The organism is Delftia acidovorans SPH-1, from assembly GCF_000018665.1.
Taxonomy (GTDB): domain Bacteria; phylum Pseudomonadota; class Gammaproteobacteria; order Burkholderiales; family Burkholderiaceae_C; genus Comamonas; species Comamonas acidovorans.
Genome location: NC_010002.1, coordinates 531698 through 555529 on the forward strand (window position 1 = coordinate 531698; position 23832 = coordinate 555529).

Annotated in this window: 20 protein-coding genes and 6 tRNA genes; 24 read left to right on the plus strand and 2 right to left on the minus strand. The window is 64.2% G+C overall.

The features are described 5' to 3' along the window. Positions 1 to 2 precede the first annotated feature (2 nt). Positions 3 to 1295 (minus strand): efflux RND transporter periplasmic adaptor subunit, encoded by a 1293-nt coding sequence (locus DACI_RS02515; RefSeq protein WP_012202433.1) that lies wholly within the window; start codon positions 1293 to 1295, stop codon positions 3 to 5. 192 nt (positions 1296 to 1487) lie between these two features. On the opposite strand from DACI_RS02515, the gene DACI_RS02520 reads away from it, so the two are divergent. From DACI_RS02520 to DACI_RS02620, 21 genes are all read left to right on the plus strand, one after another. After that, positions 1488 to 2120 (plus strand): TetR family transcriptional regulator, encoded by a 633-nt coding sequence (locus DACI_RS02520; RefSeq protein ID WP_192812304.1) that lies wholly within the window; start codon positions 1488 to 1490, stop codon positions 2118 to 2120. Positions 2121 to 2200: 80 nt separating this feature from the next. Continuing rightward, a tRNA-Arg gene (locus DACI_RS02525) sits at positions 2201 to 2276 on the plus strand. Positions 2277 to 2366: 90 nt separating this feature from the next. Beyond that, positions 2367 to 2452: transfer RNA gene (locus DACI_RS02530), tRNA-Tyr, on the plus strand. Between the two features lie 55 nt (positions 2453 to 2507). Then, positions 2508 to 2581 (plus strand) — tRNA-Gly (locus DACI_RS02535). A 43-nt stretch (positions 2582 to 2624) separates the two neighbouring features. After that, positions 2625 to 2699: transfer RNA gene (locus tag DACI_RS02540), tRNA-Thr, on the plus strand. Between the two features lie 78 nt (positions 2700 to 2777). After that, positions 2778 to 3968: an elongation factor Tu gene (gene tuf, locus DACI_RS02545; RefSeq protein ID WP_012202435.1), complete on the plus strand. Its 1191-nt coding sequence runs from the start codon at positions 2778 to 2780 to the stop codon at positions 3966 to 3968. Between the two features lie 9 nt (positions 3969 to 3977). Then, a tRNA-Trp gene (locus DACI_RS02550) sits at positions 3978 to 4053 on the plus strand. Positions 4054 to 4139: 86 nt separating this feature from the next. Further along, complete coding sequence (secE, locus tag DACI_RS02555; protein ID WP_012202436.1) at positions 4140 to 4523, plus strand: preprotein translocase subunit SecE; 384 nt, start codon at positions 4140 to 4142, stop codon at positions 4521 to 4523. Next, positions 4523 to 5107: a transcription termination/antitermination protein NusG gene (gene nusG, locus DACI_RS02560; RefSeq protein WP_012202437.1), complete on the plus strand. Its 585-nt coding sequence runs from the start codon at positions 4523 to 4525 to the stop codon at positions 5105 to 5107. Before secE ends, nusG begins: the two co-directional genes overlap by 1 nt. A 141-nt stretch (positions 5108 to 5248) precedes the next feature. Continuing rightward, positions 5249 to 5680, plus strand: coding sequence for a 50S ribosomal protein L11 (gene rplK, locus DACI_RS02565; RefSeq protein WP_012202438.1), 432 nt, complete (start codon positions 5249 to 5251; stop codon positions 5678 to 5680). Then, positions 5681 to 6376, plus strand: a complete 696-nt coding sequence (gene rplA, locus DACI_RS02570; protein ID WP_012202439.1) for a 50S ribosomal protein L1 — start codon at positions 5681 to 5683, stop codon at positions 6374 to 6376. A gap of 226 nt (positions 6377 to 6602) precedes the next feature. Further along, positions 6603 to 7130: a 50S ribosomal protein L10 gene (gene rplJ, locus DACI_RS02575; protein WP_012202440.1), complete on the plus strand. Its 528-nt coding sequence runs from the start codon at positions 6603 to 6605 to the stop codon at positions 7128 to 7130. Between the two features lie 37 nt (positions 7131 to 7167). Next, entirely contained in the window at positions 7168 to 7545 is a 378-nt protein-coding gene (gene rplL / locus DACI_RS02580; RefSeq protein WP_012202441.1) for a 50S ribosomal protein L7/L12, read from the plus strand. A gap of 276 nt (positions 7546 to 7821) precedes the next feature. Continuing rightward, positions 7822 to 11934, plus strand: a complete 4113-nt coding sequence (gene rpoB, locus DACI_RS02585; protein WP_012202442.1) for a DNA-directed RNA polymerase subunit beta — start codon at positions 7822 to 7824, stop codon at positions 11932 to 11934. A gap of 23 nt (positions 11935 to 11957) precedes the next feature. Beyond that, positions 11958 to 16187, plus strand: a complete 4230-nt coding sequence (rpoC, locus tag DACI_RS02590) for a DNA-directed RNA polymerase subunit beta' (RefSeq protein WP_012202443.1) — start codon at positions 11958 to 11960, stop codon at positions 16185 to 16187. Positions 16188 to 16322: 135 nt separating this feature from the next. After that, entirely contained in the window at positions 16323 to 16952 is a 630-nt protein-coding gene (locus DACI_RS02595; RefSeq protein WP_043780420.1) for a LemA family protein, read from the plus strand. Then, positions 16949 to 18337 carry a 16S rRNA (cytosine(967)-C(5))-methyltransferase RsmB gene (gene rsmB, locus DACI_RS02600; protein ID WP_012202445.1) on the plus strand — a complete coding sequence of 463 codons (1389 nt, stop codon included), beginning with the start codon at positions 16949 to 16951 and terminating at the stop codon, positions 18335 to 18337. The genes DACI_RS02595 and rsmB overlap by 4 nt, the downstream gene beginning before the upstream one ends. Then, a complete protein-coding gene (locus DACI_RS02605) occupies positions 18282 to 18965 on the plus strand; it encodes a DUF4390 domain-containing protein (RefSeq protein ID WP_225971023.1) in 684 nt (227 codons plus the stop codon). Before rsmB ends, DACI_RS02605 begins: the two co-directional genes overlap by 56 nt. Next, entirely contained in the window at positions 18962 to 21304 is a 2343-nt protein-coding gene (locus tag DACI_RS02610; RefSeq protein ID WP_012202447.1) for a sensor histidine kinase, read from the plus strand. Before DACI_RS02605 ends, DACI_RS02610 begins: the two co-directional genes overlap by 4 nt. A 41-nt stretch (positions 21305 to 21345) precedes the next feature. Further along, positions 21346 to 22017, plus strand: a complete 672-nt coding sequence (locus tag DACI_RS02615; protein WP_012202448.1) for a response regulator — start codon at positions 21346 to 21348, stop codon at positions 22015 to 22017. Positions 22018 to 22083: 66 nt separating this feature from the next. Next, positions 22084 to 22159: transfer RNA gene (locus DACI_RS02620), tRNA-Phe, on the plus strand. A gap of 101 nt (positions 22160 to 22260) precedes the next feature. Here the strand turns inward: DACI_RS02620 and DACI_RS02625 are convergent. Beyond that, positions 22261 to 22590 (minus strand): cupin domain-containing protein, encoded by a 330-nt coding sequence (locus tag DACI_RS02625; protein ID WP_012202449.1) that lies wholly within the window; start codon positions 22588 to 22590, stop codon positions 22261 to 22263. A gap of 121 nt (positions 22591 to 22711) precedes the next feature. Here DACI_RS02625 and DACI_RS02630 point away from each other — a divergent pair, with 121 nt between their 5' ends. The 3 genes from DACI_RS02630 to DACI_RS02640 are packed head-to-tail and all read left to right on the plus strand — an operon-like array spanning position 22712 to position 23764. Next, on the plus strand, positions 22712 to 22861 hold the full coding sequence (locus DACI_RS02630) for a hypothetical protein (protein ID WP_157059620.1): 150 nt from the start codon (positions 22712 to 22714) through the stop codon (positions 22859 to 22861). Positions 22862 to 22874: 13 nt separating this feature from the next. Continuing rightward, positions 22875 to 23315: an RrF2 family transcriptional regulator gene (locus DACI_RS02635; RefSeq protein WP_012202450.1), complete on the plus strand. Its 441-nt coding sequence runs from the start codon at positions 22875 to 22877 to the stop codon at positions 23313 to 23315. After that, positions 23312 to 23764, plus strand: a complete 453-nt coding sequence (locus DACI_RS02640; RefSeq protein ID WP_012202451.1) for a CopD family copper resistance protein — start codon at positions 23312 to 23314, stop codon at positions 23762 to 23764. Before DACI_RS02635 ends, DACI_RS02640 begins: the two co-directional genes overlap by 4 nt. Positions 23765 to 23832: the final 68 nt, after the last annotated feature.

Here is a 23832-nt window from a genome sequence, read left to right on the forward strand (position 1 = left end):
GATTACTTCTTGTCTGCCTGGTCCGCAGGCTTGGCATCGGCTGCGGCTTGCGGGGCTGGCGCTGCCGCGCCGGCCGGCTTCTGGGCACCTGCGGCCTCGGGCTGCCAGGGCACGGGCTTGACCGGCGTGCCGGGCGGCAGCATCTGCAGCTTCTGGAAGCCGTCGACCATGACCTTCTCGCCCGCCTGCAGGCCTTCGCTGACCAGCCACTGGTTGTTCTGGGCCGTGGTCACCTTCACCTGGCGCTTGGTGATCTTGCCGTCGTCGCTGACCACGCTCACGGTGTCGCCGGTCTCGGTGCGCGTCACCGCCTGCTGGGGCACGGCAATGGCGTTGGACGCCTGGGCCTGCTCCATGCGCACACGCACATACATGCCGGGCAGCAGCAATCCCTTGGGATTGGGCACCTCGGCGCGCAGCGTGACCTGGCCGGTGGAGCTGTCCACGGTCAGGTCGGTGAACAGCAGCTTGCCCTTGAGTTCATAGGCCGTGCCGTCGTCCAGGCGCACCTCGACGCTGGCAGCCTCGGCGCCATCGGCCTTCTTGAGCTTGCCCTGCTCCATCGCGCGGCGCAGCCGGAAGGCCTCGCTGGACGACTGGGTGAAGTTCACATAGACAGGATTGATCTGCTGGACCACGGCCAGCGGAGTCGCCTCGCCCTGGCCGACCAGCGCGCCTTCGGTCACCAGCGACTGGCCGATGCGGCCGGAGATGGGGGCCGTGACGTTGGTGTAGCCCAGATTGATCTCGGCCGTGCGCACCGACGCCTTGCCGGCCGCCACATCGGCCTGGGCCTGCTTGTAGGCTGCCTCGGCATTGACGAAATCCTGCTTGCTGATGGCGTTGGCGGCAACCAGCGGGCGGTAGCGTTCCAGCTGCGCCAGTGCCTGGGCCTGGTTGGCTTCGGCGCGGGCCTGCGTGGCCTTGGCGCTTTGCAGCGTGGCCTGGTAGGGAGCGGGGTCGATGCGGTACAGCACCTGGCCGGCCTTCACATCGCTGCCTTCCCGGAACAGGCGTTCCTGCACGATGCCGGCGCTGCGGGCGCGGATCTGGGCTACGCGGCGCGCATCCACGCGGCCAGGGAGTTCGGTCACAAGGCCCACGTCGGCGGGGGTTGCGACCACCACGCCCACCGGCACGGCGGGCATCTGCTGCTGCGCGGCAGCTTTTTCTTCGGGCTTTTTCCCGCAGGCCGCCATGGCCATTGCGGCAGTGACGGCCAGGGCCACGGTGGTGAGGCGCAGACTGCTGTAAGGGGACGGAGCGGCTGACACATTGCTGCGTGTGCTGGGCATGATGGGTCCTTGTGCTGAATCAAATAACGATGTTGACGTTCCGGTCAGCGCTATCCGGAACGCCCGTGTCCACGGGCAAGTCGCGGATTATACATACATACATGAATGTATAATGACCGCTGTTGCTGCAAGGCGGCGCGAAGCATGGCGTAGCGTGGCATGGCCGGGCTCAACGATGGAAGGAAATACATCTTGGCACGACGAACGAAAGAAGATGCGTTTGCAACGCGCAACAGTCTGCTGGACGCTGCGGAGCAAGTGTTCTACGAACAGGGTGTCGCCCGGGCCTCGCTCAACGAGATTGCCCAGCGAGCCGGCGCCACGCGCGGTGCGGTCTACTGGCATTTCAAGGACAAGCTGGATCTCTTCTACGCCATGCTGGACCGCGTCACGCTCCCGCTGGAGCAGGCGGTCTACAGCGACTGCGAGGACGATTCGGAGTGCGATGCACTGGAATATGTGCGGCGCCTGATGGCTGTGGTCTTCGGGCGCATCGCCGATGACGACAGCACGCGGCGCGTCTTCGAGATCCTGCTGCTCAAGGTGGAATACGTGGGCGAGCTCATGCCCGTGCAGGAGCGCAACCGTGCCGCACTGGACTCTTTTTCCGCGCAACTGGAGCTGGCGCTGCGCGCGGCTGCCGAAAGCCATGCGGTGACCATGTCCATGCCGGCTCCCCAGGCCTCGATCGCGCTGTGCGCCATGTTCGATGGCCTGTTGCAGAGCTGGCTGCTGGGAAGGGCCTTCGATCTCAAGCAGGTGGGCGCGCAGGCGGTGGATGTCTGCCTGCGGGGGTTGGGCTTCACGGTGCCGCAGGCGCAATAGCGCCGGGTCCTGGGGGCTTGGACGTGCCGGGGCAAAGTCATGCGACAATGCTCGGCTTGTGCAGGGCAGCGATGCCCTGAGCGGCTGTAGCTCAGTGGATAGAGTATTGGCCTCCGAAGCCAAGGGTCGTGGGTTCGATCCCCGCCAGCCGCACCACAATTTTTCTTGGATCGCCCAGGTGGCCTGAGAAAAAATGCACTGAAATTTTTCTGACGAAAAAAACGGTGCTAGAATTCAAATCTCTTCGGAGGGGTGCCCGAGTGGCTAAAGGGGGCAGACTGTAAATCTGTTGGCTTACGCCTACACTGGTTCGAATCCAGTCCCCTCCACCAGTAATGGTGAAGAAGAGAAGTCATCTGAAAAGATGGCGACGTGCAGTCAATCTGTGCGGGAGTAGTTCAATGGTAGAACCCTAGCCTTCCAAGCTAATGACGCGGGTTCGATTCCCGTCTCCCGCTCCAGTTGGCGAGCAAAGTTTTTTGAGATTGCTTCGGCAGCCTCAAGGCCCATGTGGCTCAGTGGTAGAGCACTCCCTTGGTAAGGGAGAGGTCGGCAGTTCGATCCTGCCCATGGGCACCATTATCTCTGGTGCGCTCGCTAGATGGGGTTGCGCCAAATCCTGTTGTAGTGATTTAGATTTTTTTCGGAGTCGGAAAAATGGCTAAAGCAAAATTCGAGCGTACCAAGCCGCACGTCAACGTTGGCACCATCGGTCACGTGGACCACGGCAAGACGACCCTGACGGCTGCTATCGCTACCGTTCTGTCCAAGAAGTTCGGCGGCGAAGCCAAGGCTTACGACCAGATCGACGCAGCACCTGAAGAAAAGGCTCGCGGCATCACGATCAACACCGCCCACGTCGAGTACGAAACGGCCGGTCGCCACTACGCTCACGTTGACTGCCCCGGCCACGCCGACTACGTCAAGAACATGATCACCGGCGCTGCTCAAATGGACGGCGCCATCCTGGTGTGCTCGGCCGCTGACGGCCCCATGCCCCAGACCCGCGAGCACATCCTGCTGGCCCGTCAGGTGGGCGTGCCCTACATCATCGTGTTCCTGAACAAGTGCGACATGGTGGACGACGAAGAGCTGCTGGAACTGGTCGAAATGGAAGTGCGCGAGCTGCTTGCCAAGTACGACTTCCCCGGCGACGACACCCCCATCATCCGCGGCTCGGCCAAGCTGGCCCTGGAAGGCGACCAGTCCGACAAGGGCGAAGCTGCCATCCTGCGCCTGGCTGAAGCACTGGACTCCTACATCCCCACGCCCGAGCGCGCTGTGGACGGTGCCTTCGCCATGCCCGTGGAAGACGTGTTCTCGATCTCTGGCCGTGGCACCGTGGTGACTGGCCGTATCGAGCGCGGCATCATCAAGGTCGGCGAAGAAATCGAAATCGTCGGTATCCGCGACACCCAGAAGACCATCGTCACCGGCGTGGAAATGTTCCGCAAGCTGCTGGACCAAGGTCAAGCTGGCGACAACGTGGGTCTGCTGCTGCGCGGCACCAAGCGTGAAGACGTGGAACGCGGCCAAGTGCTGTGCAAGCCCGGCTCCATCAAGCCCCACACCCACTTCACGGCTGAGGTGTACGTGCTGTCCAAGGACGAAGGTGGTCGCCACACTCCGTTCTTCAACAACTACCGTCCCCAGTTCTATTTCCGCACGACCGACGTGACCGGCTCCATCGAGCTGCCCGCCGACAAGGAAATGGTGATGCCTGGCGACAACGTGTCGATCACCGTCAAGCTGATCGCCCCCATCGCCATGGAAGAAGGTCTGCGCTTCGCTATCCGCGAAGGTGGCCGTACCGTGGGCGCTGGCGTGGTTGCCAAGATCATTGCCTAATTGATTCGTAGGGGTATAGCTCAATTGGCAGAGCGTCGGTCTCCAAAACCGAAGGTTGTAGGTTCGATTCCTACTGCCCCTGCCACCTGATGGTGGAATCGCAACGAGCCCGCCCCAAAGCGGGCTTCGGTGTCTTGGCGTTGCGCAAAAGATGCGCATTAGAAATGGATTATGGCCACTACTCAGGTTGAAACGGTCAGCTCCGGAGCTGACAAAGCCAAGCTTGCCGCAGTCGCGGCTTTAGTCGTTGCTGCGATCGCAGGTTTCTATCTGCTGAGCAAGCAAGGGCCCATCGTCCAGTGGCTGGTGTTGCTGGTCGGCCTGGCTGCAGCTGCTGGCACGTTCCTTGTTTCCGAGCCCGGAAAGCGTTTCGTGAGCTTTGCCCAGGATGCCTGGCGCGAAGTCAAGAAGGTCGTCTGGCCGACGCGCAAGGAAACCATGCAGATGACCTTGTACGTCTTCGGCTTTGTCGTCATCATGGCCTTGTTCCTGTGGTTCACGGACAAGACGCTTGAGTGGGTCTTGTACGACCTGATTTTGGGCTGGAGGAAGTAATGGATGCTGTCGAAACGGGTGTGAACGACGGAGGGGCAGCGCCTGCCAATCCGGATCTGCGCTGGTACATCGTCCATGCCTATTCCGGCATGGAAAAGGCGGTTGAGCGCAACATCATCGAGCGCATCGCGCGCTCTGACATGCAGTCCAAGTTCGGTCGCATTCTTGTCCCCACTGAAGAAGTGGTGGAAATGAAGAATGGCCAGCGCCGTACTACCGAGCGCCGTCTGTTCCCTGGCTACGTGTTCGTCGAGATGGTCATGGACGACGACACCTGGCACTTGGTCAAGCACACCAGCAAGGTGACGGGTTTCGTGGGCGGTGCCAAGAACCGTCCTGCGCCGATTTCCGAAGAGGAAGTGCGCAAGATCGTCAGCCAGATGCAGGAAGGCACGGAAAAGCCGCGTCACAAGGTCGAGTTCATGCCCGGCGAGCTGGTGCGTGTCAAGGAAGGTCCGTTCACGGACTTCAACGGCTCTGTCGAAGAAGTCAACTACGAGAAGAGCCGTCTGCGCGTCTCCGTGATGATCTTCGGTCGCTCCACGCCGGTCGAGCTTGAATTTGCCCAGGTTGAAAAAACCTGAGTTACCGCTTACAATCTCTGGCTCTGCATTTTTTAGGCTTGGTGCAGAGCGTTCTCACAAGAGTCTTTTAACCCCCGGGGAGCTGTCGGCTGCAACTGTTGCTGGTTGGGCCGGCGGCGCTATACCCGCAAGGAGCATTCAATGGCGAAGAAAATCGTCGGCTTCATCAAGCTGCAAGTGCCAGCTGGTAAGGCCAATCCCTCTCCCCCGATCGGTCCTGCGCTGGGTCAGCGCGGCCTCAACATCATGGAATTCTGCAAGGCGTTCAACGCCCAGACCCAAGGTGTCGAGCCCGGACTGCCGCTGCCCGTGGTCATCACGGCCTTCGCGGACAAGAGCTTCACCTTCATCATCAAGACGCCTCCGGCGACTGTGCTGATCAAGAAGGCCATCAAGCTGGACAAGGGTTCTTCCAACCCCCTGAAGAACAAGGTCGGCAAGATCACCCGCGCTCAGCTGGAAGAGATCGCCAACACCAAGCTGAAGGACATGAACGCTGCTGACGTGGACGCCGCCGTGCGTACGCTGGCTGGTTCGGCTCGCTCGATGGGCGTGATTGTGGAGGGCGTGTAAATGGCCAAGTTGACCAAGAAGCAAAAGGCTCTCCAGGGCAAGGTGGAGTCCACCAAGCTGTACGCTTTCGCTGACGCAGTCGCGCTGGTGAAGGATGCTGCAACCGCCAAGTTCGATGAATCCATCGACGTGGCCGTGCAACTGGGCGTGGACGCCAAGAAGTCTGACCAAGTGGTTCGCGGCGCTGTCGTGCTGCCCCATGGCACCGGCAAGGTTGCCCGCGTGGCTGTGTTCGCCCAAGGCGCCAAGGCTGAAGAAGCCAAGGCTGCCGGCGCCGACGTGGTCGGCATGGACGACCTGGCTGCCCGCGTGAAGGCTGGCGACATGCCCTTCGACGTGGTCATCGCTGCCCCCGACGCCATGCGCGTTGTCGGTACGCTGGGCCAGATCCTGGGCCCGCGCGGCCTGATGCCCAACCCCAAGGTTGGCACGGTGACTCCCGATGTGGCCACGGCTGTGAAGAACGCCAAGGCTGGTCAGGTGCAATACCGCGTCGACAAGGCCGGCATCATCCATGCCACCATCGGCCGCCGCTCGTTCGACAACGAGAAGCTGCAAGGCAACCTGGCTGCGCTGATCGACGCCCTGAACAAGTCCAAGCCCGCTTCGAGCAAGGGCCTGTACCTGCGCAAGGTCGCTGTTTCGTCGACCATGGGTGTGGGCGTTCGCGTCGACACGCAAACCATCTCGGCCTGATAGCCAAGAAATCTTGAGACACCTTTCGGGGTGCCTCAGTGGTGGGCCGGTGCAGCGATGCGCCGGGTCATCCAAGACCGTTGGTGTGCCTTGCGGCACTTAAACCCCCGGGGCCAACGCAGATGGCGATCCCGCTGCAGATGGATGCATTTCCAAAACAGTTGGTCGCTGCAACAAGAGCGCGCATGAGGGGCTTGCCCCGAGTGCGCATTTGAAGGAGTAGACCTTGAGTCTTAATCGCAGTGAGAAAGAAGCGGTCATCAATGAAGTGACCAGCCTCGCCGCAAAAGCTCAAACGCTTGTGATCGCGGAATACCGCGGCATCACGGTCGCCGACATGACCAAACTGCGTTCTGATGCTCGCAGCAAGGGTGTGAGCCTGAGCGTGTTGAAGAACACGCTGGCCCGCCGTGCTGTGGCTGGCAGCCAGTTTGACGTTGTCGCCGACCAGATGACCGGCCCTCTGATCTATGGCTTCTCTGAAGACGCAGTGGCCGCCGCCAAGGTGGTGGCCGACTTCGCGAAAACCAACGACAAGCTGGTGATCCGCGGTGGTGCGTTTGCAGGCAAGGCCCTGGACGTGAACGGTGTGAAGCAACTGGCGAACATCCCCTCGAAGGAAGTTCTGCTGGCACAACTGTGTGGCTTGCTGATGTCGCCTATCTCGCGTACGGCCGTTGTGCTGGGCGCCCTGGCGGCAAAGAAGAGCGAAGGCTCTGCCGAAGAACCGGCAGCCGAAGCAGTCGCAGCCTGAGCGCGCGGCAGTTAACCAATATTGTTAGGAAATCAAAATGGCATTCGATAAAGACGCATTTCTGACCGCGCTCGACGGCATGACGGTCCTGGAACTCAATGACCTGGTGAAGGCCATTGAAGAGAAGTTTGGCGTGAGCGCTGCCGCTATGGCTGCTCCCGCTGCTGGCGGCGCTGCTGGCGGCGCTGCTGCTGCAGAAGAAAAGACCGAGTTCAACGTTGTGCTGACAGAAGCCGGCGCGAACAAGGTTTCCGTCATCAAGGCCGTGCGTGAAATCACCGGCCTGGGTCTGAAGGAAGCCAAGGACCTGGTCGACGGCGCTCCCAAGAACGTCAAGGAAGGCGTTGCCAAGGCTGACGCTGAAGCCGCTGTGAAGAAGCTGGTGGAAGCCGGTGCCAAGGCTGAACTGAAGTAATTCAGTCCCCTCAAGGGCTGGAGGCTCCGAAAAAGGGCCTCCAGCCTTTGGCGCTTGTGGAGCGCTGATCCATAGAGCACACTAAAAAGCAGTCAGCACAGTCTGTTTTTTAGTGTCTTCTGACAACCCGACAGCAGAAGATGCCTTGGTTCGGGCGATGTGCAACGCATCGCCGTCAGCCATGGTTGGTAGTGGCCAACCGCCAAGCCCGCAGGGAGCTTTCCATGTGGGGCAGTCGTCGCAGACCCAGGACTCATGTCTTTGCCCGGAGATCTCATGGCCTATTCTTACACCGAACGCAAGCGAATCCGCAAAAGCTTCGGGAGCCGCGACAGCGTGCTCGAAGTGCCTTACCTGCTGCAGATGCAAAAAGATGCATATACCGCATTCTTGCAGTCAGATGTAGCCCCCAAAAAACGCACCATCGAAGGCCTGCAAGCGGCCTTCAACTCCGCCTTCCCCATCGTCTCCCACAACGGTTTTGTGGAGATGAAGTTCGTCGAGTACAACCTCGCCAAGCCTGCTTTCGATGTGCGCGAGTGCCAGACCCGTGGTCTGACGTTCGCCTCCGCCGTGCGCGCCAAGGTCCAGTTGATCATCTATGACCGTGAGTCTTCGACCTCGCAGTCCAAGGTGGTCAAGGAAGTCAAGGAGCAAGAGGTCTACATGGGCGAAGTGCCCCTGATGACCGAAAAGGGCTCGTTCATCATCAACGGCACCGAGCGTGTCATCGTCTCGCAGCTGCACCGCTCGCCTGGCGTGTTCTTCGAGCACGACAAGGGCAAGACCCACAGCTCGGGCAAGCTGCTGTTCTCGGCACGCATCATTCCTTACCGCGGCTCGTGGCTGGACTTCGAGTTCGACCCCAAGGACCTGCTGTTCTTCCGCGTCGACCGTCGCCGCAAGATGCCCGTGTCCATTCTGCTGAAGGCCATCGGCCTGACGCCGGAATCGATCCTGGCCAACTTCTTCGTCAACGACAACTTCCGCCTCATGGATTCGGGCGCGCAGATGGAGTTCGTCTCCGAGCGCCTGCGCGGCGAAGTCGCGCGCTTCGACATCACCGACAAGTCGGGCAAGGTCGTGGTCGCCAAGGACAAGCGCGTCACCGCTCGCCACACGCGTGAGCTGGAGCAGTCGGGCACCAAGTTCATCAGCGTCCCCGAAGATTTCCTGATCGGCCGCGTGGTCGCCAAGAACATCGTCGATCCGGACACGGGCGAGATCATCGCCAAGGCCAATGAAGAGCTGACCGAGTCCCTGCTCAAGAAGCTGCGCAGCGCCGGCATCCAGGATCTGCAGTGCATCTACACGAATGAGCTGGACCAGGGCGCCTACATCTCGCAGACCCTGCGCACCGACGAAACCGTGGATGAGTTCGCTGCACGCGTGGCCATCTACCGCATGATGCGCCCCGGCGAGCCGCCGACCGAAGACGCCGTGCAGGCCCTGTTCCAGCGCCTGTTCTACAACCCCGACACCTACGACCTGTCGCGCGTGGGCCGGATGAAGTTCAACGCCAAGGTCGGCCGCGATGGCGCCACCGGCCCCATGGTGCTGTCCAACGAGGACATCCTGGCCGTGGTCAAGATCCTGGTGGATCTGCGCAACGGCAAGGGTGAAGTCGACGATATCGACCACCTGGGCAACCGCCGCGTGCGTTGCGTGGGCGAACTGGCCGAAAACCAGTACCGCACCGGCCTGGCACGTATCGAGAAGGCCGTGAAGGAGCGTCTGGGCCAGGCCGAGCAAGAGCCGCTGATGCCCCATGACCTGATCAACAGCAAGCCGATTTCGGCCGCCCTGAAGGAATTCTTCGGTGCGTCGCAGCTGTCGCAGTTCATGGACCAGACCAACCCTCTGGCCGAAATCACGCACAAGCGTCGCGTCTCGGCCCTGGGCCCGGGCGGTCTGACCCGCGAGCGTGCAGGCTTCGAAGTGCGCGACGTGCACGTGACCCACTACGGCCGCGTCTGCCCTATCGAAACGCCTGAAGGCCCGAACATCGGCCTGATCAACTCGCTGGCCCTGTACGCCCGCCTGAACGAGTACGGCTTCATCGAGACGCCGTACCGCCGGGTGGCCGACGGCAAGGTCACGATGGAGATCGACTACCTGTCGGCCATCGAGGAAGGCAAGTACATCATCGCCCAGGCCAACGCCGAGCTGGATGCCGAAGGCCGCCTGATCGGCGACCTGGTGTCGGCGCGCGAAAAGGGTGATTCGACCCTGGTGTCTGCCGAGCGCGTTCAGTACATGGACGTGTCGCCCGCACAGATCGTGTCGGTGGCTGCCTCGCTGATTCCGTTCCTGGAACACGATGACGCGAACCGCGCATTGATGGGCGCCAACATGTCGCGTCAGGCCGTGCCTGTGCTGCGTCCCGAAAAGCCCATGGTGGGCACGGGCATCGAGCGCGTGGCGGCAGTGGACTCCGGCACCGTGGTGACGGCAACCCGCGGCGGTATCGTGGACTATGTCGATGCAACGCGCATCGTGGTCCGCGTGAACGATGCGGAAGCCGTGGCCGGCGAAGTCGGCGTGGACATCTACAACCTCATCAAGTACCAGCGTTCCAACCAGAACACCAACATCCACCAGCGTCCCATCGTCAAGCGTGGCGACAAGCTGGCCAAGGGTGACGTGGTGGCCGACGGCGCATCGACCGACCTGGGCGAAATCGCCATCGGTCAGAACATGCTGATCGCCTTCATGCCCTGGAACGGCTACAACTTCGAGGATTCGATCCTGATCAACGAGCGCGTGGTGGCCGAAGACCGCTACACCTCGATCCACATCGAAGAACTCGTGGTGATGGCCCGCGACACCAAGCTCGGTGCCGAGGAAATCACGCGCGACATCCCGAACCTGTCCGAGCAGCAGCTCAACCGTCTGGACGAGTCCGGCATCATCTACGTGGGTGCGGAAGTGCAGCCCGGCGATGTGCTGGTCGGCAAGGTCACGCCCAAGGGCGAGACCACGCTGACGCCTGAAGAGAAGCTGCTGCGCGCCATCTTCGGCGAGAAGGCTTCCGACGTGAAGGACACCTCGCTGCGCGTGGACCAGGGCTCGCAAGGCACCGTGATCGACGTGCAGGTCTTCACCCGTGAAGGCATCCAGCGTGACAAGCGCGCCCAGCAGATCATCGACGATGAACTCAAGCGCTACCGCCTGGACCTGAACGACCAGCTGCGCATCGTCGAGGCCGACGCCTTCGACCGTATCGAAAAGCTGCTCAATGGCCGCGTGGCCAACGGCGGCCCGCAGAAGCTGGCCAAGGGCGCCAAGATCGACAAGGCCTACCTGGATGGCGTGGAGAAGTTCCACTGGTTCGACATCCGTCCTGCAGAGGACGAAGTCGCCACCCAGCTCGAGTCCATCAAGAACTCGCTGGAGCAGACGCGCCACAGCTTCGACCTGGCTTTTGAAGAAAAGCGCAAGAAGCTCACCCAGGGCGACGAGCTGCCCGCTGGCGTGCTCAAGATGGTCAAGGTCTACCTGGCCGTCAAGCGCCGCCTGCAACCCGGCGACAAGATGGCCGGCCGCCACGGCAACAAGGGTGTGGTTTCCAAGATCGTTCCGGTCGAGGACATGCCCTACATGGCCGACGGCTCCACTGCCGACATCGTGCTGAACCCGCTGGGCGTGCCTTCGCGTATGAACATCGGCCAGGTGCTGGAAGTGCATCTGGGCTGGGCCGGCAAGGGCCTGGGCCAGCGCATCGGCGACATGCTGCAGCAGGAAGCCCGCGCCGCCGAGATCCGCACCTTCATGGAAGAGATCTACAACTCGCGCGGCCGCAAGGAAGACCTGACGCAGCTCGACGACAAGGAGATCGTGTCCATGGCGCAGGCGCTGACCACGGGCGTGCCGTTTGCCACGCCGGTGTTCGATGGTGCGTCCGAGCAGGAAATCCAGGACATGCTGCATCTGGCATATCCGGAGGAGCTGGCCCAGCGCAAGGGGCTGACCGAGTCGCGCACGCAGGCCTACCTGTATGACGGCCGCACCGGTGACCGCTTCGAGCGTCCGACCACCATCGGCTACATGCACTACCTGAAGCTGCACCACTTGGTCGACGACAAGATGCACGCCCGCTCCACGGGTCCGTACTCTCTGGTGACGCAGCAGCCGCTGGGCGGCAAGGCCCAGTTCGGTGGCCAGCGTTTCGGGGAAATGGAAGTGTGGGCGCTGGAAGCTTACGGCGCCGCCTATGTGCTGCAGGAAATGCTGACCGTGAAGTCCGACGACGTGGTGGGCCGTACCAAGGTGTACGAATCCATCGTCAAGGGCGAGCACGCCATCGAGGCAGGCATGCCCGAGTCGTTCAACGTGCTGGTCAAGGAAATCCGCTCCCTGGGCCTCGACATCGAGCTTGAGCGTTCTTAAATATTGAAAAGGGAAAGAGTCTTATGAAATCTCTACTCGACCTGTTCAAGCAATTCACGCCTGATGAGCATTTCGATGCCATCAAGATCGGTCTGGCTTCTCCCGAGAAGATCCGTTCCTGGTCCTTCGGCGAGGTGAAGAAGCCCGAGACCATCAACTACCGCACGTTCAAGCCCGAGCGCGATGGTCTGTTCTGCGCCAAGATCTTTGGCCCCATCAAGGACTACGAGTGCCTGTGCGGCAAGTACAAGCGCCTCAAGCACCGCGGTGTGATCTGCGAGAAGTGCGGCGTCGAAGTGACCCAGACCAAGGTGCGCCGCGAGCGCATGGGCCACATCGACCTGGCTGCGCCCTGCGCCCACATCTGGTTCCTGAAGTCGCTGCCGTCGCGTCTGGGCCTGGTGCTCGACATGACGCTGCGCGATATCGAGCGCGTGCTGTACTTCGAAGCCTACGTGGTGACCGACCCCGGCATGACCCCGCTGAAGAAGTTCAGCATCATGACCGAGGACGATTACGAGGCCAAGCGCACCGAATACGGTGACGAGTTCGAAGCCAAGATGGGCGCCGAAGGCATCAAGGATCTGCTCGAAGGCATCGACATCGATGTCGAGACAGAGCGCCTGCGCGGCGATCTGACCGGCTCCGAAGTCAAGGTCAAGAAGAACGCCAAGCGCCTGAAGCTGCTGGAAGCGTTCAAGAAGTCCGGCATCAAGCCGGGCTGGATGGTCATGGAAGTGCTGCCCGTGCTGCCCCCGGACCTGCGTCCGCTGGTGCCGCTGGACGGCGGCCGCTTCGCAACGTCCGACCTGAACGACCTGTATCGCCGCGTCATCAACCGCAACTCGCGTCTGCGCCGCCTGCTGGAGCTGAAGGCTCCGGAAATCATCGCGCGCAACGAAAAGCGCATGCTGCAGGAAGCGGTGGACTCGCTGCTGGACAACGGCCGCCGTGGCAAGGCCATGACGGGCGCCAACAAGCGTGCCCTGAAGTCGCTGGCCGACATGATCAAGGGCAAGAGCGGTCGTTTCCGCCAGAACTTGCTGGGCAAGCGCGTGGACTATTCGGGCCGTTCCGTGATCACGGTGGGTCCGTACCTCAAGCTGCACCAGTGCGGTCTGCCCAAGCTGATGGCGCTGGAACTGTTCAAGCCCTTCATCTTCGCGCAGCTCGAGCAGCGCGGCATCGCCACCACCATCAAGGCGGCGAAGAAGGAAGTCGAATCCGGCACGCCCGTGGTGTGGGACATCCTCGAAGAGGTCATCAAGGAGCACCCGGTCATGCTGAACCGTGCTCCCACGCTGCACCGACTGGGCATCCAGGCCTTCGAGCCCATCCTGATCGAAGGCAAGGCCATCCAGCTGCACCCGCTCGTCTGCGCGGCCTTCAACGCCGACTTCGACGGTGACCAGATGGCTGTCCACGTTCCGCTGTCGGTGGAAGCACAGATGGAAGCCCGCACGCTGATGCTGGCCTCCAACAACGTGCTGTTCCCCGCATCGGGCGAGCCCTCCATCGTTCCTTCGCAGGACGTGGTGCTGGGTCTGTACCACGCAACGCGCGAGCGCATCAACGGCAAGGGCGAAGGCATGATCTTCGCCGACATCGGTGAAGTGCAGCGCGCGCTGGACTCCGACCAGGTCGAACTGGCCGCCAAGATCAGCGTGCGTCTGACCGAGTGGACCAAGAACAAGGACTCCGGCGAGTTCGAGCCTTCGACCAGCCTGGTGGAAACCACCGTGGGCCGCGCCCTGATGTCCGAGATCCTTCCCAAGGGCCTGCCGTTCAGCCACATGAACAAGGCGCTCAAGAAGAAGGAAATCTCCAAGCTCATCAACGCCTCGTTCCGCAAGTGCGGTCTCAAGGCCACGGTGGTGTTTGCCGACAAGCTGCTGCAAAACGGCTTCCGCCTGTCCACACACGCCGGTATCTCGATCGCCATCGGCGACATGCTGGTGCCGCCGCAAAAGGCCGAGATCATCGGCCGTGCCGAAGCCGAGGTGAAGGAGATCGAACAGCAGTACGTCTCCGGTCTCGTGACCGCTGGCGAGCGCTACAACAAGGTGGTGGACATCTGGGGCAAGGCCGGCGACGAAGTCTCCAAGGTCATGATGGCCCAGCTTGCCAAGGAAAAGGTCATCGACCGCCACGGCAACGAAGTCGAGCAGGAATCGTTCAACGCCATTTACATGATGGCCGACTCCGGTGCCCGCGGCTCGGCCGCGCAGATCCGCCAGCTGGCCGGCATGCGTGGCCTGATGGCCAAGCCTGACGGCTCCATCATCGAGACGCCCATTACGGCGAACTTCCGTGAAGGCCTGAACGTTCTGCAGTACTTCATCTCCACCCACGGCGCCCGAAAGGGTCTGGCCGACACGGCGTTGAAGACGGCCAACTCCGGCTACCTGACGCGTCGTCTGGTGGACGTGACGCAGGATCTGGTGGTCAACGAAGACGATTGCGGCACGACCAATGGCGCACTGATGCGCGCCATCGTCGAAGGCGGTGAAGTGATCGAATCGCTGCGCGACCGCGTGCTGGGCCGTACCACGGCCGAGGATGTCGTGCATCCCGAGACGCTGGCCGTCCTGCTGCCCGCAGGCACGCTGCTCAACGAAGACGGGATCGATGAACTCGAGTTGCAGGGCGTGGACGAGATCAAGGTCCGCACCGCGCTGACCTGCGAAACCCGCTACGGCCTGTGCGCCAAGTGCTACGGCCGCGACCTGGGCCGCGGCGGCCTGATCAACCTCGGCGAAGCCGTGGGTGTGATCGCCGCCCAGTCCATCGGCGAGCCCGGCACGCAGCTGACCATGCGTACCTTCCACATCGGTGGTGCCGCTTCGCGCGCTGCCATCGCCTCGAGCGTGGAAGCCAAGTCCAACGGCTCCATCAGCTTCAACAGCACGATGCGCTACGTCAGCAACACCAAGGGTGAGCTGGTCGTGATTTCGCGTTCGGGCGAAATCGTCATCAGCGACAACGGCCGCGAGCGTGAGCGCCACAAGGTGCCTTACGGTGCCGTGCTGACCGTCAGGCCTGACCAGCAGGTCAAGGCCGGTCTGATCCTGGCCAACTGGGATCCGCTGACCCGACCCATCATTACCGAGTACGCCGGCCAGGTGCGCTTCGAGAATGTGGAAGAGGGCCTGACCGTGGCCAAGCAGGTCGATGAAGTGACCGGCCTGTCCACGCTGGTGGTGATCGATCCCAAGCGCCGTGGCTCTGCCAAGGTCGTGCGTCCTCAGGTCAAGCTGATCGATGCCAACAACCAGGAAGTCAAGATCCCTGGCACCGACCACTCGGTGACGATCGGCTTCCAGGTCGGCGCTCTGATCCAGGTGCGCGACGGCCAGGACGTGGGCCCCGGCGAAGTGCTGGCCCGTATCCCTGTCGAAGGCCAGAAGACCCGCGACATTACCGGCGGTCTGCCCCGCGTGGCCGAGCTGTTCGAAGCCCGTACGCCCAAGGACAAGGGCACGCTGGCCGAGATGACCGGCACCATCTCCTTCGGCAAGGAAACCAAGGGCAAGGTGCGCATGCAGATCACCGATCTGGATGGCAAGGTCTGGGAAGAACTCGTGCCCAAGGAAAAGAACATCCTGGTGCACGAAGGCCAGGTGGTCAACAAGGGCGAGTCCATCGTCGACGGTCCCGCCGATCCGCAGGACATCCTGCGCCTGCTGGGCATCGAGGAGCTGTCGCGCTACATCGTTGATGAAGTGCAGGACGTCTACCGTCTGCAGGGTGTGAAGATCAATGACAAGCACATCGAGGTGATCGTTCGCCAGATGCTGCGCCGCGTCGTGGTCGAGAACACCGGCGATTCGACCTACATCGCTGGCGAGCAGGTCGAGCGTTCGGAAATCCTCAATACCAACGAGGCCCTGCAGCGCGAAGGCAAGATCCCTGCCACGTACTCCAACGTGCTGCTGGGTATTACCAAGGCTTCGCTGTCGACCGACTCCTTCATCTCCGCCGCGTCGTTCCAGGAAACGACCCGCGTGCTCACCGAGGCTGCCATCATGGGCAAGCGCGACGAGCTGCGTGGCCTGAAGGAAAACGTCATCGTCGGTCGCCTGATCCCCGCCGGTACGGGTCTGGCCTACCACCAGGCACGCAAGGCCAAGGACGCCATGGACGACGCAGAGCGCCGCGCCATCGCCGACGCCGAAGCGGCCGAACTGGCCGGTGTGATGGCCGATGACGACACTGCTGCAGTGTCTGTCGCCGGTGACGCTTCCGCCGACTGATGCACTCGGGCGAGCGTCAAGCGAGCCCCTGAAGTGACGTGACGCTCCCGGCCTGCCCAGCGCAGGCGGGAGCGTTTTTCTTTGGGAATAACCAGGGTTCGGCCGGACCAGCCTCCGGCCGGGCCATTGCAGACGATGTGGTCCTTGTCTCTTGAATGGATGCTGCTGGCCCTGCTCGTGTTCTGGGCCGTTGGCGCATACAACCGGCTGGCCCGGCTGCGCAGCGGCTGCGTGCAGCAGTTCGGCGTGCTCGATGCCCACCTGGGCCAATGGCACGCCATGCTGCAGGCCTTCGAGGCCCAGCCCAAGGCCGAAGGCCAAAGCCCCGCCCTTGTGCATGCCCAGGCCGCACTGCACCAGACCGCCGCACAGCTGCAGGCGGCCCTGGTCGATGCCCGTGGCCGGCCGCTGCGCGAGACCGCGCTGGCCTCGCTGGAGCACGCCTGTTCGGCGCTGGACGTGGCCTGGCAGGCCATGACCAAGGTCGCCGTTGATACCGGCGCGGGCGCCGCTGGCACTGGCGCTGCGCCATCAGATGCCCCATCGCCGGACCCCGATCCGCTGCAGCCCTGGCAGCAGCGCTGGACCGAGCACCAGGTGCGCAACCGCCTGGGACTGCAGCAATTCAACGCTGCGGCCGAGCGCTACAACGCCGCCATTGCGCAATATCCGGCCAGGCTGCTGGCCTGGCTGCTGGGCTTTCGCCCGGTGCGCAGCCTGCTGGTCGAGCCTGTCGCCAGCAAGGCACAGGAAAGTGGAACATGAACCAACGCACGCATTCTTCCCCGCGCCGCGCTGCGGCGCCTTCGCAGGCACCTGCCGCACCGCCTCTTTGGCAGCAGCTCGACGCCGTCGCCCAATGCCTGCAGTCCGTGCTTGAAGGCCAGTCCAGCCGCAGCGTGCTGGCGCGCGTGGCGCAGCCGCTGCGCCCCGGCGTCCAGGCGCTGCTGTTCCAGGTACTGCGCCAGTTGGGCCGTGCCCAGGCGCTGCAAAAGCAGCTGGCCTCGCGCAACCCGCCGCCGCGCGTCAGCGCATTGCTGAACACGGCCCTGGCCCTGGCCTGGGATGAGTCCCGGGCACCGTACCCGCCATTCACCCTGGTCAACCAGACGGTGGAAGCTGCCAAGCAGGGGCCCACGCGCGCCCAGTCCGGCTTCATCAATGCCTGCCTGCGCCGCTTCCTGCGCGAGCGCGATGCCCTGGTCGCCGCCACCGACGACCAGCCGCAGGCCGTCTGGAACCACCCGGCCTGGTGGATCGCCCGTTTGCGCAAGGACCATCCCGATCATTGGCAAGCCATCCTGCAGGCCAACAATGAACAGCCGCCGATGACGCTGCGCGTCAACCGCCAACAAACGGACCGCCAGTCCTACCAGGCAGCGCTGCAGGCCATGGACGTGCCTTCGCTGGCCGTGGCCGACAGCGGCCTGCAACTGCAGCAGGCCCTGCCGGTGCAATCCCTGCCGGGCTTCGACGAAGGCCTGGCCTCGGTGCAGGATGCGGCCGCGCAACTGGCCGCGCCGCTGCTGCTGCAGGGGCTGGAGCAGCCCGCCGGCCGCGCGCTGCGTGTGCTCGATGCCTGCGCCGCCCCGGGCGGCAAGACGGCCCACCTGCTGGAGTACGCAGCCCCGCAGACCCTGGAGGTCACGGCGCTGGAGATAGATGCCGAGCGCGCCGCGCGCATCGCGGACACGCTGGGGCGGCTGCGCCTGCAGGCCCGTGTGGTGGTGGCCGATGCATCCCGGCCCGACCAGTGGTTCGATGCGCAATGCGGCGGCCAGCGGTTCGACGCCATCTTGCTGGACGCACCCTGCACGGCCTCGGGCATCGTGCGGCGCCAGCCCGACGTGCGCTGGCTGCGCCGCGAAAGCGATGTGCGCCAGCTGGCCGAGATCCAGGCGCGCCTGCTCGACACCCTGTGGCCCCTGCTGCAGCCCGGCGGGCGCCTGCTCTACTGCACCTGCTCGGTCTTCAGGGAAGAGGGCGAGGCACAGGTTCAAGCGTTTGTTACACGCAACAGTGAGGCGCGAACCCTGGCGGCACCGGGGCATTTAATCCCGGGCAAAGCCGACAAAGCCGGCATGCTGGCTGACAATGCTTTGGGTGACCACGACGGTTTCTTCTACGCCTTGCTGCAAAAGACGCGCTGACCCCCCCCATCGGGCCTGGTCGCCAGCCTGGCTGCGCCTGCTGGCGCGGCTGGCCGGGGCGCTTTTGCTGGCCGGCGTGCTGGCGGGCCTGAGCCTGCAGGCCAGGGCCGATGCCCTGACGGCCGAGATCGGCCCCATGCAGCTCGATCGCTCCGACGACGGCCTGCTGCTGTCGGCCACCCTCCATTTCGAGCTGCCCTACCAGATCGACGATGCGCTGCGCCAGGGCATCCCCATGTACTTCGTGGCCGATGCCCAGATCCAGCGCGAGCGCTGGTACTGGTCCGATCAGCAACTGGCCACCGCCAGCCGCCACTACCGCCTCAGCCACCAGCCGCTGACGCGCCGCTGGCGCCTGCACATCTCCAGCACCCCGTTCTCCAGCAGCGGCCTGGGGCTGGCGCTGGGCCAGACCTTCGAAAGCCTGGACGATGCGCTGGCCTCCATGCAGCGCATCTCGCGCTGGAAGATCATGGACACGGCGCCCACGCAATCGGGCGTATCGGTGCAACTGCGCTTTCGCATCGACCTGTCCCAGCTGCCCAGGCCGCTGCAGATCGGCGCGCTGGGCCGCTCGGGCTGGAACCTGCAGCTGTCGCGCACCCAGATGCTGGAAGACGCGCCATGAGCAGGGCCTCGGCCGACGACGAACGCGTGGCCCTGCCGGCCTCGGCCGGCCTGTCGCGCGGCACGCGCTGGGCCGTGGGCGTGGGCGCCGGCCTCATGGGCCTGGTCGGGGTGCTGCTGCTGTTCCTGCTCACCCTGGCCACCAACAACCGCCTGGACTACGAGCGCAACTACAACTGGCTGTTCGCCGCCAACGTGGTCGTGGCCGGCCTGCTGCTGGCCATCCTGGCCTGGGGCGGCATCCGCCTGGCCATCCGGCTGCAGCGCGGGCGCTTCGGCAGCCGCCTGCTGCTCAAGCTGGCCGGCATCTTCACGCTGGTGGGCCTGGTGCCGGGCCTGCTGATCTACATCGTCTCCTACCAGTTCGTCTCGCGCTCCATCGAAAGCTGGTTCGATGTGCAGGTCGAGGGCGCGCTGTCGGCCGGCGTGAGCCTGGCCAGTGCCACGCTGGAGACCGTGGCCAATGACATGGCCAACAACACGCGCACCGCAGGCGCCCAGCTGTCCCAGGTCTCCGATGCCGGCGCAGCGCTGATCCTGGAGCGCGTGCGCGACCAGTTGGGTGCCACCGATGTCGTGCTGTGGAGTGCATCGGAGCTTGCCGTCATGGGCCCGACGCAGACCACCCGCAGCGGTGACCTTGCGGGCCTGCGCGCCATCGCCAGCGTGGGCCAGTCGCGCTTCAACCTGCAGCCCGAACGCCCCAGCGCGCAAATGCTGCGCTCGCTGCGCGAGCAGCGCGCCGTGGCCAGCATCGAAGGCCTGGACGACGACGGCATGGCCCAGCCCGGCGCCACCGCGCCCGGGGCCCAGGTCCGCACCCTGGCCCTGGTGCCCAACCCGAGCGTGGGCCTGCTGACCGAGCCGCGCTACCTGCAGGCCACCATTGCACTGCCGCAGGCCCTGGTGACCAATGCCCTGGCCGTGCAGGCAGCCAACCGCGAATACCAGGAGCGCGCGCTGGCACGCGGTGGCCTGCAGCGCATGTACATAGGCACGCTCACGCTCAGCCTGTTCCTGGCCGTCTTCGGCGCCGTGGTGCTGGCCATCGTGCTGGGCAACCAGCTGGCCCGGCCGCTGCTGCTGCTGGCCCAGGGCATGCGCGACGTGGCGCGCGGCGACCTGCGGCCCAAGCCGGCGCTGCAGACGCGCGACGAGATCGGCGGGCTCACGCGCTCCTTTGCGCTCATGACCCAGCAACTGGCCGACGCCCGCGCCGAAGCCAACCGCAGCATGGGCCAGCTCGATGCCGCACGCGGCAACCTGCAGACCATCCTCGACAACCTCACCTCGGGCGTCATCGTGCTGGACGCGCGGGGCGCCATCGTGCTGAGCAATCCCGGCGCCACGCGCATATTGCGCGCGCCCATGGCCGTCCATGAAGGCCGGCTGCTGTCCCAGGTGCCGGGGCTGGAGCAGTTCGGCGAAGTCGTGCAGGAGCAGTTCGCGCTCTTCCTGGGCGAGCAGGGGCGCGATCGCTGGCAACTGGTGCATGAGCTGCATGCCTCCACCGATGGCGGCGTCATCCAGCACACCACCACCCTGGTCATGCGCGGTGCGGAACTGCCCGATGCGCAGCGCCTGCTGGTCTTCGACGACATCTCGGAAATCGTCTCGGCCCAGCGTGCCCAGGCCTGGGGCGAGGTGGCGCGCCGCGTGGCCCACGAGATCAAGAACCCGCTCACGCCCATCCAGCTGTCGGCCGAGCGCATGGCCATGCGGCTGACCGACAAGCTGCAGCCAGCAGAGCAGGCGCTGCTGGCCAAGTCCGTCAAGACCATCGTCGATCAGGTCGGCGCCATGAAGCGCCTGGTCGATGAATTCCGCGACTACGCGCGCCTTCCCGCCGCCAACCTGCAGTCGCTGGACCTCAACGCGCTGGTCACCGATGTGCTCCAGCTGTATGGGGAAGAGAACGCCGAAGTGCGCGTGGACTGCGTGCTGGACCCGCAATGCCCGCCGATTTCCGGCGATGGCCAGCAGCTGCGCCAGGTCATTCACAATCTTTTGCAGAATGCCCAGGACGCCACGGCCCAGCGCGCGCAGGAAAGCGGCCAGCCCCCCGGCCCCGTGACCATAGAGACGCGCTGGAACGAGTCCGCGCGCCGCGTGCGCCTGAGCATCAGTGACAGCGGCACGGGCTTCGCCGCCAACATCCTTCAACGGGCCTTCGAGCCCTACGTCACGACCAAGGTGCGAGGCACCGGCCTGGGCCTGGCCGTGGTCAAGAAAATCGCAGACGAGCATGGCGCCCGCATCGACCTGGGCAACAGGGAAGACGACGGGGTGATTCAAGGTGCGCAAGTGTCGCTATCATTTGCGCCTGAGCGTACGGGATAGGCCTGACGCCCCCCGCGCCTCAGCACATAGGCTTAAGACACATGGCAAACATACTGGTGGTCGACGACGAACTGGGGATCCGGGATTTGTTGTCGGAAATCCTCAACGACGAAGGTCATAGTGTGGACGTGGCCGAGAACGCCGGTCAGGCACGCTCGGCGCGCGCCTCCAACACCTACGACCTCGTGCTTCTCGACATCTGGATGCCCGACACCGATGGCGTATCGCTGCTCAAGGAATGGGCCTCGGCAGGTCTGCTGACCATGCCCGTGATCATGATGAGCGGCCACGCCACCATCGAGACGGCCGTGGAGGCCACGCGCATCGGTGCGCTGTCCTTTCTCGAAAAACCCATCACCATGCAAAAGCTGCTCAAGGCCGTGGAGCAGGGCCTGGCGCGCAACGCCGCCAGCCAGGCACCGGCTGCAGCGCCCGTGGCGGTGGTCGAGCCGGACACTGCGGCCGTGGTCACGCCTGCGGCCAGCCGCGTGCCGGTGGACAACAACGTGCCGCATGCACACCAGGGGTTCGACCTGGACCGCCCGCTGCGCGAGGCGCGCGACGGTTTCGAGAAGGCCTACTTCGAATTCCACCTGGCACGCGAAGGCGGCTCCATGACACGCGTGGCCGAGAAGACCGGCCTGGAGCGCACCCACCTGTACCGCAAGCTGCGCCAGCTGGGCGTGGACCTGGGCCGCAACAAGCGCGGATAGACTTTTTGAAGGAATTTTGGCTTTTTCGTTTTTGGGTCAAAAAATCCTGCATATAATCTAGTTCTCGGCCCGGTAGCTCAGTCGGTAGAGCAGAGGATTGAAAATCCTTGTGTCGGCGGTTCGATTCCGTCCCAGGCCACCAAATTCAGTAAAAAATTACGGACTGCTTCGCAAGAAGCGGTCCGTTTTTCTTTGTGCCTCAGGCAATGCGTGATCCTGCCTGTGCGCCGGCTGCGGCCGCCTTCAGTCGTTCGCGCCCGCAATCGTCACCAACAGCACGCAGCCCTGGTCGCCGCGCGCGTGCACATCGTGCAGCTCGCCGGCAGGCACCAGCACCACCGAGCCGGCCACCAGCCGCAGGCTTGCCAGGCGCGTGGCAATGCCGGCCTCGCCCGCCAGGCAGTGGATGGTGGCCTCGCCGGGGACCTGATGGCTGGGCAGGGCATGGCCCGGTGGCAGCACCAGGCGCAGCAGTTGCAGCTTCGGCGTTCGGATCAGGCTGGTGCTGATGGGCATGCCGTCGCGGGCGTGCAGGGCGATGACCTCCAGTGGCTTTGCGTGTTCGAGTGCCATGCTTGGCTCCTGCTTGATGTGGGTCAGAAGGTGGTGCCGCAGCGGCCCCGCCCGCGCGCCTGAAGATGTACGCTGAATGAATCTTATGCAGGCGCACGGCGGGCCGGAAGGAGTGGACATCATGGCGCAATGGCTGGAACTGGAGGAACCCCTGCGAACCCGGGAGCCGGCACCGCAATGGAAGGCTTTCCTGGAGCTGGGATTGCGGCCGCCGTACCTGTGGCGTTTCGCCCCGCTGCTGGTGCGCCCGCGTGCCGACCGGCAGGCATGATCGCAGGCCTGCCATGCGCCTGACCCTGATGACCGACTACGCGCTGCGCCTGCTCATGCATGTGGCGCGCCACCCCGGGCGGCTGTGCACGATTGCCGAGATCGCCCAGGCCCATGCCATCTCCGAGGCCCACCTCATGAAGGTCACGCACCAGTTGGCGCTGCGCGGCTGGATCGTCACCGTGCGCGGCAAGGGCGGCGGCATGCGCCTGGCCCATGCGCCGGCCGACATCGGCCTGGGCGACGTGGTGCGCGGCATGGAGCCGGACCTTGCCATCGTCGAATGCTTCACGGGCACCAGCCCGCCGGCCTGCACGCTTGCGCAGGACTGCCGGCTGGCCGGCGTGCTGGGCGGGGCGCTGGACAGCTTCATGGCCCATCTGGACGGCTTCACGCTGGCCGATCTGCTGCCGGCTCCCGCCTCCCTGCCCCTGCCGCACAGGAGCCGCGCATGAGCTACGGACTGCTGCTGACCCTGCACCTGCTGGCGGCCATTGCCTTTGCAGGCACGGTGTTCTTCGAAGTCGTGCTGCTGGCCGGGGCGCGCCGCCACCTGCCCGCTGCCGTGGCGCGCGCCACCGAGCAGGCGCTGGGTGACCGCGCGGTCGCCGTCATGCCCTGGGTGCTGGTGGTGCTGTACGGCGCGGGGCTGGGGCTGGCCTGGCAGCACCGCGCGGCATTGGCTGCCGCCTTTGCCGCTCCGCTGGCCAGCAGCTTCGGCCTGCTGCTGGCGCTCAAGATTGTGCTGGCGCTCAGCGTGTTCGGGCATTTCCTGGCGGCCATGTGGTGGCGCCGGCGCGGTGTGCCGGGCGGGCGCCGCTCGCACCGTCTGCACCTGAGCGTGTTCTGCCACGTGCTGGCCATCGTGCTGCTGGCCAAGGCCATGTTCTACCTGCACTGGTAAACAGCCTGCAGGCAGGCCCTGCCCGCGTTAAGCTCGCTGCTCGCATGGCTTGGAGCACGGGGGCGCAG